Source organism: Paenibacillus sp. FSL H8-0280 (assembly GCF_045040665.1).
Lineage (GTDB): Bacteria > Bacillota > Bacilli > Paenibacillales > Paenibacillaceae > Paenibacillus > Paenibacillus xylanexedens_A.
The window spans coordinates 5,832,426-5,847,672 of sequence record NZ_CP150296.1; the positions used below are offsets into that span (position 1 = coordinate 5,832,426).

Here is a 15,247-nt window from a genome sequence, read left to right on the forward strand (position 1 = left end):
TTATATGTTTAATGTTCTGTCTTATCCTGGGAGGATCTAATCATGCGAGTCATCATCTTACGTGGTAACAAGCGCGGCATAAATGCAATGAATCGGTTTCGAGCTCCAGGCATAATTAACGTCTTGCCACGCAAGAAGCCTTGATACCCTTCTTCGGCCACCTGTCCGGCTTCCATGATCGGGCCCTGCAACATCTTCGAGACACCCATACCCGAACGATCAACAAATCCGGTAGATGTCAGGCCTGGGCACAGTGCTGTCACCGTAACACCAGTTCCGCTTACTTCATTTTCCAAAGCCTCAGTGAACGATAGCACATATGCCTTTGTTGCATAATATACCGACATCATCGGTCCAGGGAAAAAACCTACCAACGAAGCCACATTCATCACACCGCCGTGCCCACGTTGGATCATATCCGGCAAGAATAGCTTTGTCATGATGGTTAAAGCCTTAATATTCACGTCAATCATATTAACTTCTTGTTCCATATCCGTTTCCATAAACGTCCCGAACAGACCGAAACCTGCATTGTTGACAAGATAGTCAACAACAATGCCCTTTTCCTTCAGCTCATGATAAATCTCTTGTGGTACCCCAGGTGCCGCCACATCTTTGGCAATAACCGTCGTCTGAATACCATACTTTTTCTGATACTCCTGAGCTAGATCCTGTATTTTACCCTTGCTTCGTGCTACCAGCACAATATGATGTCCACCTTTGGCAAACCGATCGGCTAACTCTTTACCGATCCCACCCGATACGCCTGTGATTAGTACTGTCTTTCTCATGTCGTTACCTGCCTCTCTTTTCTATAACATATGTTTCATCTGGAACACCTTTATTAGAACGATCATTCTTTTAAAGTAAAAAAAATAGACTACCTTCGTATGAGATCCATGGATAGCGTCGCTATACGAAGCAGTTTTTCCTTGGTCGTCGAAGTCTTTGCCATCACCCTTAGACCAACGCCTACATTATGCAGATATTCCGCCAATACCTCGGCGTTGTACTCCGTTGTGAATTCACCTTCTTGCTGGCCCCACACAATAATGTCCTTGATTAGTTTCTCCGTATTTGCAAACATCTCCGTCGATCGGTGGTTCATGTCCTTATCGCGTGCCGCCAATTCTACCGTCGAATTAACAATGAAGCAGCCTGATGCTGGATGCTCCTCTCCATGATGAATTAAAGAAGAAAATATAAACTGAAGTGCTTCCGTTGCCGTTTTGGAACGCTTTACGCCTGCTACAAGGGCGGAGCTGATTTTGTGATCATACAGATCTACTGACTTTAGAAACAAGGTATGTTTGTCGCCAAATGTGTCATACAAGCTTTTACGATGAATTCCCATATGATTAACCAGCTCCGTCATAGACGTCTTCTCATAGCCTTGTTCCCAAAAAAGTCTCATCGCTTTATCCAGTACAACAGACTCTTCGAACTCTTTGCTTCTCGCCATTGGCTTCCCTCCTGTTCAGAAAACGAACATTGAATAGTATGAGCATCATCTTAACGAGCCTTTAAAAGGTAACAATGACTTTGCCCTGAGAGTGACCCGTGGATACTTTAATCAATGCCTTTTCAATGTCATCAAACGTATACGTAGAATCGATCGAAGGTTTAATGTCTTCTTTTTCTACAAGAGCAGTGATTTCTTGCAATTGAACTCCACTGGAGTGCACAAATAAAAAACGATATTCATTTTGATTCTTACGCGCTAAAGAATCCAGGCGTGCACCTACGAGACCAAACAATGCTCTTTTCCACAACGGGAATTGACTGTCCACTGCAAAGCGATAATTGGGTCCTGCCTTCAAAGAGACTAATTTCCCCTGTGGTTTCAAAATGCTCAGTTCAGCTTTGATCTCGTCCGCACCCAAGGTGTCGATCACATAATCAATATCGGACAGAATATCAGCATACTGCTCGGTCTTATAATCAATGAATTGATCTGCTCCAATAGATAAACTACGTGCTCTACCCCTTTCACTGCCACTTGTAATAACCGTTAATCCCATGGACTTGGCAATCGGGATGGCCATCGCACCGAATCCACCGGTTCCGCCAGGAATAAACAACTTTTTATTCGGTTCAGCTCGGAGTACATCATGCAATGCTTGATATGCGGTCAGGGCAGTAAGGGGTACCGCAGCAGCTTCGATAAAAGACAGATTTTCAGGCATTATGGATAAGGCATCCTCATGTACAGCCGCATATTCAGCAAAAGCACCAATTTTATTTAGTGGCAATCTGGTATAAACCGGATCCCCCACTTTAAAATTCAAAACATCATCACCAACAGCTTCAATGACACCCGATAGTTCATTACCTAAAGTTAAAGGTAACGTATAGTCAGCAATCATCCGAACACTGCCATTCATATTCAAGATATCCAGTGGATTTACACCCGCAGCTTTTACTCTGACGAGAACCTCATGGCTCTGAATCTGAGGTCTCTCAATAATATTGATTTCCACTTGGATTTTTTTAGAGTATTTCTGAATTTGAGCTGCTCTCATCATATATCCTCTTCCTTTGCTTATAGACTATATAAGTTGAACTCAAGATTATTTACACTGACACTACGATGACAGAACAACCTTCCAATCGCTGTTAATGTGTAAATGATTAGTTCAACTTCAACTTATGTTAGGAACATGGCGCACAATGTTCAGTTGTACGCCACCTTACTTGCTTGTGCTAGTGTAGCCCCTCTTGTGACTTTAATTCTTCCAACGTAGGATAATCCGTGTAGCCCTTACTTCCCAATCCAAAGAATGTTGTCGGGTCTGCTTCATTCAGTGGCTCACCTTGTTGAAGTCGTTCCACCAAATCTGGATTAGCTAAGGACCATACACCAACCGGTACCAGATCAGCGAGACCTCGATCTAGATCTACACTGATATCCTCCAAAGTTCTTCCAGCCCGGTTAACCAATAGTGGATTTTGCCAGATCGAACGAATGTCTTGGAGCAGTTGTTCATCTCCAAGATGCATAACATGAAGGTAAGCCAAATCCAATTGAGCCAATTCTCTTACAAGATAGCGATAGAGTTCAGGGCCTTGTTCGCCATCTTGAATTCCACCCAGCGGTGTGCCTGGTGAGATACGGAAGCCTGTTCGTTCTGCCCCTATTTCCTCCACGATGGCTTTCGTTACTTCAATCGCAAAGCGAGTACGATTTTCAATAGATCCGCCATACTCATCTGTGCGTGTATTCGAATTTTCTCCTAAAAATTGATTGATCAAGTAACCATTGGCCCCATGAATCTCAACGCCATCCGCCCCTGCTTTGATCGCTGCGACTGCTGCTTTTCGGAAATCGGCAATGGTCGTTTGAATATCCTCCTGACTCAATTCCCGGGGAACGGGGATATCCTGCATCCCTGTAGCCGTAAACATTTCTACACCCGGTGCGATTGCTGATGGAGCAACCGGTTGACGATGATGCGGGGTATTTTCCGGATGTGACATGCGACCCGCATGCATTAATTGGATGTATACATATCCGCCAGCTTCATGCACCGCATCCGTTACCTTTTTCCATCCTTCAATATGCTTATCGGTGTAGATGCCAGGTGACCACAAGTATCCCTGTCCATCATCGGAAGGTTGTGTTCCTTCCGTAATCAGAAGTCCCATCGTTGCACGCTGAGCATAATAAAGTGCCGCCAACTCTCCAGGTGTACCATCTTCTTGTGCTCGACTGCGTGTCATGGGTGCCATCGCTAGTCGATGAGGCAATTCCATGTTGCCAATCTTTGTTTTACTCCATATCTTTTCCAATTGAATGTACTCCTCTTCTTATTTGAGATTTTGTAGATGTATCCTCTAGATTCTGCTGTATTAATTCAATTCTGAAATCACCGGGTAGATTGCGCCTGTCAGTTGGAACTCATAGTTCTGGTCTACAATTCCTACGACCACTTCATTGTGATCATACAGATCGATCATGAAGCCCGCCATTTCTTTGGCCGTGTGGTACTTAGGCATATTTGCTTTGTAATCAAATCCTTCAGCATCTATTGATTTTTGTACAAATTCTGTTTCCGTGATCGCTGGTGCAAGCACCTTAGCTTTTAGTTTTGCACCCTTCAGTTCCAGTTCTTTGGCAAGACCTTCTGTGAAGGCACTAACGTAGTATTTAGATGCAGAATAAGCTACACTGCCTACAGCAATGGCATATCCGAGTGCGGATGAGACGTTAATCAATTGAGTGCCTTCCACATTCGCATAATCTCGTACATACAGTGTAGATAGAATGGTCAAAGATTCGATGTTAACACGTAACATGGTCTCCACTTTATCCAAATTCTGTTCAGCAATGAACGAGCCTTCTCCAAGCCCTGCATTATTGATCCAAGTCTCAATTTCATATTCCTTCAAATTGTTGTACAGTGCATATGCCTCTGCGGTAACAGACAGGTCGCTTGTATGAACGATAACATTTACTTTAGGGTCGATACCCTGAATAGTTGATTTAAGTTCTTCAAGCTTATCCAATCTTCTAGCTACCAAGATCAAGTTTTACCCCGTGCTGCAAATGCCAATGCTGTTTCATATCCAATTCCTGAACTTGCTCCTGTAATTACGGTGTATTTCATCATATTCTCTCCCTTATATTCTTTAGATTAGTGTAATTTCAGTTTCGAGAACGATCGTTCTATATTGTGCAAAAAAAAGTAGTTAGATCTAACTTGCTGTTAGCATATCATTTCTAGAACGAACAGTAAAGAATTAATTTATATATAGAAAAAAATGCTTGAAACATACTTAAATGAGACTAAAATCACGCTATATAAACCATTTTTTATATCATAAATTGAGAATTCCTATATCGTTTCATAAGTTCTTTCATTGAATAATCTAATGTCAGGCCGCTGGCCACAAGTATAACCATCAGGGCAATCAGCATTAGGCAAACACGCCTTACCCCGGCCTCGCTTACGAAAGTGATTACTTCAGATATTTTCCTTCCATCACTAAACATCAACCTTTCCTAGCTACACTAATCTGAATTCGACATCATCCATGCCAGAAATTCTCCAAACGAATCGGATACCTTTTCAACCTCTTCAAATTCAGGCTCACATCCACGGACAATAGCTCCACTGTCGGTTGTTAAGTCAATGGCATAGAAGGAATATCCATCCTCCACAGACATTACGATCGGTAAGTGATGATCCCACCAGGCCGTTATCTCTGACTGCCAAATAGAATCACCCTCTGCTGCCTCCAAACTAAGCATTTCAAATTCATTCCATTGGAATGGGGTCTCCGTGCTATTGTTAAACTCAGCCTCACAAATAAACCAGGTTTGCTCATCCGGTGCAACGCATTTTTTAACTACATTTAGAAATTCTAAATATTCATCTGGAAGTCCTTTATATCTTGAAGTAATGCTGCTGTTTAAATGTGACTGCGAACCGGATTTACTCATTATGTCCCAGCCCTTTTCCCCGGCCCAAGTCATAAATTCCCTAAGGTGAGTTTTTCCTTTTCCATTATTCATTTCCAATTTATACACCTGCCCATCAGCTTAAGAAATAGAAACTATATCACCTATTCGGGATTTGAATGGAAAATCCCTGCTGTGGTGCTTCAAAGAGAAAGACAAAAAGACTGGAAAAATGGTTGGGAATAGCGACAACCAAGTTCCAGTCTTTGGTGGTTTGGGGACAGTTAATTTGAAATTGGACAGGAATTATTAGTTAGTTAAACATCCGCTGTCTCATCGCCTCAAACAACAAAATCGTTGCCGCCATTGCCGCGTTAAGCGATTCTGCCTGTCCTTGCATCGGGATCGTAATCGCATCATCCACCAAGCGTGCTGTAGCGTCCGAGATACCTTTGCCTTCGTTACCGATCACAAGCCATACCGACTGCGTAAAATCATAACTATAACATGAATGCTCTGCCTGCAAAGAAGTACTAACCAGCTTCACGCCCGCAGCCTTCGCTTCGGGAAGCAAGGATTCCAACTGGCCCTCCACAATGGGCAAATGAAACAATGACCCCATCGTCGAACGAATCGTCTTCGGATTATATACATCAGCACAGCCAGCGCCAAGTACCACCCCAGCAGCTCCAGCTGCATCTGCACTACGGATGATTGTCCCCACATTCCCTGGGTCCTGCACACCATCCAGCACCACAACAAGCCCGCGCGCTCCGGTAATCAGGCTTTCCAGTGGCTCACTGCCTTTACGCACAATCGCGAATACAGGCTGTGGAGTCATTGTATCCGTACATTTGGCGATAACCGCAGGAGATACACTGACCCACTCCACACGCTGTAGCGGATTCTCAAGCCCGGCGAGTTCGCTAGGTACGCCTTGCTCTCCGTCGTACACAATACACTCCAGATCTGCTCCGGCGCGCAATGCTTCCTGTACCAGATGAATGCCCTCAATGATATATTTATGTTGACGGGTACGATGCTTTTTCTCCAGCAACTGCGCCCATTCTTTTACACGTGTATTTTGCGGTGATACAATATCCATCTTTCCATCCTTCCCATCTGCATCCATCACTTCGGATACGCAAGCTCCATTTTTGTCAAATGATCCTTGTGACCCACAATGATCAGCACATCTCCAGCTTCGATCCGGTCCTCCGCGTACGGCGAGATGTTCATCGAATTCCCACTGCGAATCGCCATCACGTTACAACCAAAACGTGCACGGATGTTTAATTCCATCAGGTTTTTACCGATCATTTGCTCGGAAGCTCTCATCTCCAGAATGCTGTAATCCTCAGACAATTCGATGTAATCCAGTATATTAGGCGAGGTCAGATGATGGGCTACGCGTAGTCCCATATCCCGCTCAGGATAAATGACTTTATCTGCCCCAATCTTCTGCAATACCTTACCATGAAGCTCATTTTGAGCTTTTACGATCAGAACGGGTACACCCATATCTTTCAATATCAGGGTTGTCAGAATACTCGCCTGAATATCTTCACCAATCGCCACAACGACAACGTCGAAATTCCGTATGCCCAGCGCACGCAGCGCTTCTTCATCTGTTGAATCTGCCGATACCGCATGGGTCACCACATTGGACATTTCCTGAGTCCGCTGCTCGTCCGCATCAATTGCCAGCACGTCGAATCCCATGCCACTCAGTGCATTGGCGACACTTGATCCGAACCGTCCCATGCCAATTACGGCATACTGTTTCTTGGCCATTAGGGTCTTAACCTCCCGCTGCACTTCAGCATGACGCATCATTACGGATACCCATGCTAACGTAAATAATCCTTCGTAGTATACCACAAAGCCCGATAAACTTGAATGCGCTCGCGCTTCCCAGGGAACAGTATTAGAGCAGCCGAATATACGAGGAGGGAATTGCGATGCCCATTACATTAAGCCTGCGTGAAGCGATTGTTCATAAAGTTCATGACAAGAGTGATGATCAGCTCCGGGAGATGATTGAAGGTTCAGTAGATGGACCGGAAGCTGCATTACCTGGACTTGGCGCCATTTTCGAGATGATCTGGAAGAACACAGAACCTGCCAAGCAGGAAGAACTCATTCAAATCGCGCAGGAGCATCTGCACACCATTCCCATTCAACCGCTTCGCTAATCGAAGCAGTGGAGGGTAAGGTAACCATCAAACCGTTTGTTCTGTCTGCAAAAGAAAGCTTTCCCTTATTCGGCTGGATCATACCCGCCTCTAAGTAAGGTGTATAGCAATAGATCCCTCCGCCAATTAGCGGAGGGATCTTATTTTTAACAAGCTCTATCTCATCACATGAACTTGTCACGTTTAACTAACCTTTTAACAATATCCACGAAACTTCTGTCTTCACTTAAGGCGCAGTCTCCAGGAATTGAGCTGTAGGATTTTTATCCATAGCCGTTCTCATGGCGTACTCATTTTCGAAGAGCACTACATAATTTCCTTTTTTATCTTTTACAAGCGCAGAGTTAATCCGGAATTTGCTTGGGTCCAGATTCTCGTCCACGATCCAGCGAGCGAACTGATAAGGCATACGCTGCAATTGAACATCTACCCCATACTCGCCTTTCATCCGGTATTCAAATACCTCGAATTGAAGTTGACCAATTACGCCGAGGATTGTCTCGTCGAAACTTGCCGTCTGGAACACCTGAATGGTTCCTTCCTCCGTCAACTGATCAATTCCCTTTTGGTACTGTTTATGTTTCAATGCATTTTTCACGGTAACTTTGGCGAAAATCTCTGGTGAGAACGTTGGCAACTCCTCAAAGACAATCTCGCTGCCTTGGCTCAGTGAATCGCCAATCCGGAAGATACCCGGATCGAACAAACCGATAATATCGCCAGCATATGCCTCTTCGACAATATCCCGGTCTTGTGCCAGGAATTGCTGTGGCTGTGACAGCTTGATTTCTTTGCCCACACGAGTATGCTTCACACTCATGCCACGTTGGAACTTGCCTGACACAATACGCAGGAACGCAATACGATCCCGGTGTGCCGGGTTCATGTTTGCCTGAATCTTGAACACATAACCGCTGAATTTCTCATTCGTTGGCTGAATCTCTCCTGCCGTACTGCGACGTGGTTCAGGCTTCGGTGCCAGTTCCAGGAAGTTCTCCAGGAAAGTCTGTACGCCGAAATTGTTGATCGCACTACCGAAGAAAATAGGTGTCAATTCGCCGCGTTGAACTTTCTCCATGTCGAATTGGTCGCCCGCAATATCCAGCAACTCCAGATCCTGACACAATTGATCATGCAGATATTCCCCTGCCATCTCACGGATAATCGGATCTTTGTAGCCATCTACCTTTTGTACTTTGATCGTGGAGTGATCGTCCCCTTGGAACAATTCCACCTGATTTTTCATCCGGTCGTAGACACCGCACAGCTCGCGACCTGTACCAATAGGCCAGTTCATCGGAACCGAACGAATACCCAGTACATTTTCAAGTTCCTCCATCAGGTCAAATGGGCTTTTACCCTCACGGTCGAGTTTGTTGATAAACGTAAAGATTGGAATGCCACGCTTCGCACATACCTGGAACAACTTGATCGTTTGTGCCTCGACACCTTTTGCCACGTCAATCAACATTACCGCGCTATCGGCAGCCGTCAGTGTCCGATACGTATCTTCACTAAAGTCCTGGTGACCCGGTGTGTCCAGAATGTTGACGCGATGATCCAGATAATCAAATTGCATTACGGAAGAGGTAACCGAGATCCCCCGTTGTTTCTCAATTTCCATCCAGTCACTTGTTGCGTGTTTGCTGGCTTTCCGAGCCTTTACCGTTCCCGCAAGGCGAATCGCGCCCCCGAACAGCAACAGTTTCTCGGTCAATGTAGTTTTACCCGCATCCGGGTGAGAGATAATGGCAAACGTCCGGCGTTTGTCCACTTCCTGTTGAAGAATATCATTTGCAGCTTTGCTCATAGGTTTAATCCCTTTCGTCCGTTCATTCACGTTAATCCGGCATGGCCGGTCCATCATTCAATCTTTATGCAATCCGGCGAGGCCGGTTGATTGTACACAAGTTTTTACGTACTAGGTATTTACACACTAGATTAATTTTACACATTTACAATGGAGTTCATCCTCCTCAAATCTGTGCTTTCATGCATACCGTGAACTGCTTCTTAACCCAACTCTCCTATTGTACCATAATCTGTACCGAAAATAACCGATTACTACAGCAGATTCTTCTCTTTTCATTTGCAAAAAAAAGCACCCTTCAGCCATTTCCATGGCATCCAGGCACTCCTCATTCATTTTTATTTATCGGGTTTAGAAAATCAATGCATCCAGCGCGTATTGTCCGCCACCTGTCAATGCCAGCGCTACACCAATCACCAGAATCGCGAGATTATACTCGAATCCGTTCTGTGTGGACCAGTATCCGTTCGCTCCATGGACTTTCACAATCGCAATGACCATCGTCAATGCAATCAGAATGCCACCTACCGGTGTAAGCAGACCCAGGGCCAGCAGCAATCCGCCACCAAATTCCGCGAGTCCAGCCAGTAACGCCACCAATGCACCGGGCTTCATGCCCATCGACTCAAACCAGCCACCTGTACCCTTGATCCCGTAACCTCCGAACCAACCAAACAGCTTCTGAGCCCCGTGCGCCATGAACGACAATCCAATCACCAAACGAATCAACAACAACCCTAAGTCTAACATCATTTTCTTTTCCTCCATTCAATATATACAAAATAGTATTCTTAGATTAAAGATATTATGCGAAATTTTTTTCTTCATGATTCTCTGTGACGCAAACCCCTTCAACTGGTTTACATTTTATCTCATGAATGATAACTTATCCGAAACGTTTGCCCGAATGAAGTTGGTCATTTGCGTAACTCTTTAACTCATGTGTTGAGTATAAGTTACATACTTACTTTTTGTCAACAACTTAATTTAAATTACTTATTTCCTTATGATGGATACCTCCCTTTTCCCCTACTAAAAAGCCTGGGTACACCGCAAAATTTGCGATTTCCCCAGGCTCAGTCATGTTGTGTATGTTGTTAATACTGTTGTTAATGCCCTTACCCTACCCTAACCATTCACTTGCCAGATCACGCTGTCCTCGTCCTGACCATTCACCGGCCACCAGTGGAATCCGTCCTGCTCCAGCAGCTTGTCTGTCGCTTCTGGCCCCCAAGTTCCAGCAGGGTACGTATGAAGCTCTCCTTGATTCTGTCCCCAGGCTGCTGCGATTCTATCCACAAAAGACCATGCTGTTGCCACTTCATCCCAACGGGTAAAGTACGTAGAATCCCCCTCTGCGGCATCGTGCAGCAGACGTTCATACGCTTCAGGCGAGTTAATTCCAATCATGCAGCTCTGACAGAAATCCATTGCAAGTGGCTGAATCTCGGAATCCGAGCCTGGCTTCTTGGCATTGATTTTGATATATATGCCTTCCATCGGATTCACCCGAATAACCAGCAGGTTCGGTTCGAGCTTATATTTTTTCCCAAGGTACACGTTGTTTGGCATCGACTTGAACTCAACTACGATCTCAGTCGTTTTCACCGGAAGACGCTTGCCTGTCCGAATGTAGAATGGGACACCTGCCCAGCGGAAATTATCCACGAATACACGTGCTGCAAAATAAGTCTCCGTATTCGACTGCGGATCAACCTTGTCTTCCTGGCGGTACCCCGGAAGCTGCTTGCCACGGTACTCCCCTTCGGCATATTGCCCCCGCACAACGTTGTTGCTCACTTCCTCATCCGAGGTGAACGCCCGTAGAGAGCGTAATACCTTCACCTTCTCATCCCGAATGTCTTCCGGGAATAGGCGACTTGGCGGTTCCATCGCAATCATCGTCAGCATCTGAAGCATATGGTTTTGCCCCATATCACGCAGTGCGCCAGAGTGATCATAATAACCACCACGTTCTTCCACGCCTACCGTCTCACCAAGCGTAATCTGAACGTTGGCGATATGTTTATTGTTCCAGAGCGGTTCAAAAAAAGCATTTCCGAAGCGGATCACTTCGATATTTTGCACCATTTCCTTGCCTAGATAATGATCAATCCGATAGATTTCTTCTTCACGAAATACCTCACGAATCTGCTCATTCAGATGTTCCGCGGATTGCAGATCATAACCAAATGGTTTTTCGATCACCAAACGGTTCCACCCCTGACTTTCCAGCATACCGCCGTCCCGCAAACTGTATGAGACACTGCCAAACAACTCAGGTGCCAGTGCCAGATAGAACAGCCGGTTCCCCGGCGTGTTAAACTTCGATTCCAGATGCTCCGTCTGCGCACGCAGCTCTTTGAATCCTTCCACATTATTGATGTCCAGTGCTTTGTATTCAAAATGATCGACAAAAGCGTTCCACTCATCAGGTTCCCCCGCTGGATAACGGCAGAACTCTTTAATGGATTCATAGATGTCTTCCCGGAATTCTTCTGGGGACCTCGGACGACGTGCTACGCCAATAACCGCAAAGTCTTCGGCAAGCTTGCCTTCACGGTAAAGACTGTAGATAGCCGGAAACAGCTTCCGGCGGGCCAAATCACCCGTTGCTCCAAAAATGAAAAATACTGCGCCTGGTGTCTGTACTTCATCTTGTAACTGTTTTTCAACCATGGGCTCCTCTTTCTTCCGGGAAGATAACCTTCACGCTCTCCCCGAGCTATGTAATGGTGTTATATATGCACGACATACAACTGTCAATTACCAGCAAGTTCCTTCTTGGATGTGATGCCATTTTAGCATATCAACTGAATGGATGCACTATTTCAGGCTCATTTTTCTGATAAAGATTCTCAATATTGGGTCCCAATTCATGAAAAATCCATCCCTTAGTATTCAATCGTAATCACCGGAAACCCCACTGTAATTCGATTATCGACCTCGTCCCCAACCTGGTGAACTGCGAGTTGCATATTCAACATGTGCGAGCCACTCTTGATCGACAAGGGCAGCTCAGCCGCCTTATAAGAGACACTTGCAGTGCCTGCATCTGTATAACGTTCAACTGAGGCAATATCTATCGTTCTGGACAACGTTTCTTCAATCAGTTCCAGTTGCTGACTCGCATCATGTTCAGTAGCAGTAACTGCTGTACCTTGCACTGACATATTCCAACTTGCCTTCATCCCTGAGTCTACAAGCAGTTGATCGACCTGTTCATGTAATGTCATTAATGTATTCCGATCCGTGTGTGCATCCCCTGAAAGTTGTACGATGGCATAGTAACCATTGTCACCTGTATCGACGACATTGACCAACAAGCCTACACCTCCATTAGCCATATCGACAACCACTTCACTGCGGTACACATCATGGCCCGTCTGGCGTACCTGTACCGGTTGTTCCAGTCCCAAGTGACCAGCCAGTAATGCTGCCTGTGCTTGTGCATCTCCCCGGCCTTCTCCTTGCCATTTAATAACCAAACGATCCACATTATCAATCACGCTGTCAGCAGTATAAATTAACTGTTCCAGTTGGGCAGCTTTGGATTCGTTCTTCTCTGCGTATACCTGTGTCACACCAATAAGAATTATGATAGCTATTGCCAAGATACCTGCTGTCATCCATCGATTTAACATTTGAATCCCCCGCTTCTTTCTTGCATTCTATGAATCTATCAACAGCATGCCCCTTTCCCACATTAGCTATACTTCTTCTGCACACAACAAAAAAGCCCCACCCGCCACATCCATGGCAGATCAGAGCTTTCCATTCATCCTTTTCTAGATAAATTGAACTAATCAATATTTACACTCGCACTCCGCTGACAGAACAACCTTCCGATCGCTGTTATCCCCAGATTTTTTTAATTCCCTTTTTTAAGGTGAAAATCTGAGGATAAAGGCGAAGTGTATGCTTCCGAAGTAGCTTTCTTTCAGAAAGCTTTTAGCTTCGCTTCTTCAGGTTCTTTCTGTCCTCTCCGTTTTGTATAAATCTTTAGTTAAATTTATATAATCACTTATCTATTACTTCCGCACATTAATGCACGGTTCTTTGGCTTAATGATGTCATTGCATATAATCCTGCTTACTCTGCAAGTCCGTTTTTATAAGCATAGATCGCGGCCTGTGTACGGTCGTCTACGCCCAATTTTGCCAGTAGGTTTGTAACATGGAATTTAACTGTCTTGATACCAATGATCAGATCATCAGCGATGTCCTGATTCGATTTGCCTTTGGCGAGCAACCGGAGCACATCCATTTCACGGTCTGTCAATTCATCATGCAAAGGAGCTGCTGCCTGTGGCTGCCGGAAGCGATTCATCATTTTTGAAGCCACCTGTGACTCCAGAACGGATTGCCCGCGAGCGGCTGCGCGAATCGCATCTGCCACTTCATTGGCTCTTGATGTTTTCAACAGATAACTGAATGCGCCTGCTTCAATGACAGGATACATTTTTTCATCATCCAGGTAACTGGTCAATACGATGACTTTGCACTCCGGATACATTTTAAGTACCTGACGAGTAGCCTCAATACCATCCATTCCTTCCATCACCAGGTCCATCAGAACAACATCAGGCTTATATTCCTGTGCGAGCCGAATGCCTTCCTCTCCACTACCTGCTTCACCAACAACTTCAATTCCATCTTCGGTATCCAGTACCGCTGCAAGACCAATACGTACCATCTCATGATCATCCACGAGCAATACTTTGATCGACGTTTCCGTCTCCGTTTCGACTTCCGGTTCCATTGACATGTTCTTCCTCGCTTTCATCGTTCATCAAAGGTATCGTAATCTCAATCCGCGTTCCTTTACCAGGCGCTGTTACAAATTGTATGGCCCCGCCAATCTCCGTAACACGTTCACGCATGTTAGCTAGACCGTAGGAAGCTTGTTTATTCTCATCCAGATCAAAGCCTTGCCCATCATCACGAATCAATACCCGGATCGCATCAGTACGGCGCTGGATCCGTATCTCCATTTTTTCCGCTCTTGCATGCCGTAACGTATTGGACATAGCCTCCTGAACGATTCGAAACAGATGATTCTCGATGCCTTTGATCAGATCAATGTCTTCGTCCATTTCGAGCACAATGTCCATCGGTACTTTTGTTTTCAGTTCCATCACCAGATCACGCAGACCTTGTTCGAGATGTTTACCCTCCAGATAGACTGGCCGCAGATGTAACAGTAACGCACGCATCTCGGACTGAGCTACCGAAGCCATCTCCTCAATCAAAGCCACCTGCCGCTGAGCACGTTCAAAATCCTTCTCCATCTTCCGTCCAACGGCTGTTGCTGTCATGGATATCGCGAATAATTGCTGCGATACCGCATCATGCAGTTCCCGTGCCAAACGTTGCCGCTCTTCCACAATAGCCGTAATTCTGGCTTGTTCAGCAAGCTGTGCATTATGAGTAGACAATCGCTGGAGCGAAGATATCTGATCTTCCCACTTTTTGCCGATTCGTCCGAGTTGCTCACTTAAACGGCCCACATCATCATCGCCCAGATCAGGTACAGTGCGTGATAGAGAACCCTTCTCCCACAGTAGAAGTGTTTCCCGCAGCAGTTCAAGCCGGCGTTTAACCCGGTAACTCTGATAGAACCCAAAGACCGCACCGATTCCAATCAGAAGCAGCAATAAGGCCAGACCCGATTGAATCAGATGCCGCCAGCCTGTAAACGGAGCAAGATAACCATATGTATACAATACATACAAAATAACTGCGAGCACAATGAAAACCAGGAGGATCCCTTCACCCATACTTCGGGTTACCATGTCGGTATGTCGTTTTGTCTTCATCGGGGTCTCCTCCTTCTCTTCAT

Annotated in this window: 14 protein-coding genes and 1 pseudogene; 1 reads left to right on the forward strand and 14 read right to left on the reverse strand. The window is 45.4% G+C overall.

Translation table 11 applies throughout. The features are described 5' to 3' along the window. Positions 1 to 8: 8 nt before the first annotated feature. The 8 genes and pseudogenes from MHI12_RS25410 to MHI12_RS25445 form a co-directional block, all read right to left on the reverse strand. Positions 9 to 791 (reverse strand): SDR family NAD(P)-dependent oxidoreductase, encoded by a 783-nt coding sequence (locus MHI12_RS25410; protein ID WP_405170678.1) that lies wholly within the window; start codon positions 789 to 791, stop codon positions 9 to 11. 89 nt (positions 792 to 880) lie between these two features. Continuing rightward, positions 881 to 1,462: a TetR/AcrR family transcriptional regulator gene (locus MHI12_RS25415; protein ID WP_405170679.1), complete on the reverse strand. Its 582-nt coding sequence runs from the start codon at positions 1,460 to 1,462 to the stop codon at positions 881 to 883. Between the two features lie 61 nt (positions 1,463 to 1,523). Next, on the reverse strand, positions 1,524 to 2,522 hold the full coding sequence (locus tag MHI12_RS25420; protein WP_405173053.1) for an NADP-dependent oxidoreductase: 999 nt from the start codon (positions 2,520 to 2,522) through the stop codon (positions 1,524 to 1,526). Positions 2,523 to 2,703: 181 nt separating this feature from the next. Then, a complete protein-coding gene (locus MHI12_RS25425; protein ID WP_405170680.1) occupies positions 2,704 to 3,789 on the reverse strand; it encodes an alkene reductase in 1,086 nt (361 codons plus the stop codon). Positions 3,790 to 3,849: 60 nt separating this feature from the next. After that, positions 3,850 to 4,607: pseudogene (locus MHI12_RS25430) on the reverse strand (SDR family NAD(P)-dependent oxidoreductase). Positions 4,608 to 5,011: 404 nt separating this feature from the next. Continuing rightward, positions 5,012 to 5,515: an SMI1/KNR4 family protein gene (locus MHI12_RS25435; RefSeq protein ID WP_405170681.1), complete on the reverse strand. Its 504-nt coding sequence runs from the start codon at positions 5,513 to 5,515 to the stop codon at positions 5,012 to 5,014. A gap of 199 nt (positions 5,516 to 5,714) precedes the next feature. Further along, entirely contained in the window at positions 5,715 to 6,506 is a 792-nt protein-coding gene (locus tag MHI12_RS25440; protein ID WP_405170682.1) for a TrmH family RNA methyltransferase, read from the reverse strand. A 26-nt stretch (positions 6,507 to 6,532) separates the two neighbouring features. Further along, positions 6,533 to 7,234 (reverse strand): TrkA family potassium uptake protein, encoded by a 702-nt coding sequence (locus tag MHI12_RS25445; protein WP_076211287.1) that lies wholly within the window; start codon positions 7,232 to 7,234, stop codon positions 6,533 to 6,535. A 128-nt stretch (positions 7,235 to 7,362) separates the two neighbouring features. On the opposite strand from MHI12_RS25445, the gene sspI reads away from it, so the two are divergent. Then, complete coding sequence (gene sspI, locus MHI12_RS25450; RefSeq protein WP_405170683.1) at positions 7,363 to 7,596, forward strand: small acid-soluble spore protein SspI; 234 nt, start codon at positions 7,363 to 7,365, stop codon at positions 7,594 to 7,596. 226 nt (positions 7,597 to 7,822) lie between these two features. Here sspI and MHI12_RS25455 read toward each other — a convergent pair whose 3' ends face one another. The 6 genes from MHI12_RS25455 to MHI12_RS25480 form a co-directional block, all read right to left on the reverse strand. Next, a complete protein-coding gene (locus MHI12_RS25455; RefSeq protein WP_074096423.1) occupies positions 7,823 to 9,406 on the reverse strand; it encodes a peptide chain release factor 3 in 1,584 nt (527 codons plus the stop codon). Between the two features lie 351 nt (positions 9,407 to 9,757). Continuing rightward, positions 9,758 to 10,156: a DoxX family protein gene (locus tag MHI12_RS25460; RefSeq protein ID WP_026081473.1), complete on the reverse strand. Its 399-nt coding sequence runs from the start codon at positions 10,154 to 10,156 to the stop codon at positions 9,758 to 9,760. 378 nt (positions 10,157 to 10,534) lie between these two features. Further along, positions 10,535 to 12,085: a glucose-6-phosphate dehydrogenase gene (zwf, locus tag MHI12_RS25465; protein WP_036605690.1), complete on the reverse strand. Its 1,551-nt coding sequence runs from the start codon at positions 12,083 to 12,085 to the stop codon at positions 10,535 to 10,537. Between the two features lie 215 nt (positions 12,086 to 12,300). Then, positions 12,301 to 13,050 carry a YwmB family TATA-box binding protein gene (locus MHI12_RS25470; protein WP_405170684.1) on the reverse strand — a complete coding sequence of 250 codons (750 nt, stop codon included), beginning with the start codon at positions 13,048 to 13,050 and terminating at the stop codon, positions 12,301 to 12,303. A 448-nt stretch (positions 13,051 to 13,498) separates the two neighbouring features. Further along, complete coding sequence (locus MHI12_RS25475) at positions 13,499 to 14,167, reverse strand: response regulator transcription factor (RefSeq protein ID WP_091020933.1); 669 nt, start codon at positions 14,165 to 14,167, stop codon at positions 13,499 to 13,501. Beyond that, entirely contained in the window at positions 14,109 to 15,224 is a 1,116-nt protein-coding gene (locus MHI12_RS25480; RefSeq protein WP_405170685.1) for a sensor histidine kinase, read from the reverse strand. Before MHI12_RS25480 ends, MHI12_RS25475 begins: the two co-directional genes overlap by 59 nt. Positions 15,225 to 15,247: the final 23 nt, after the last annotated feature.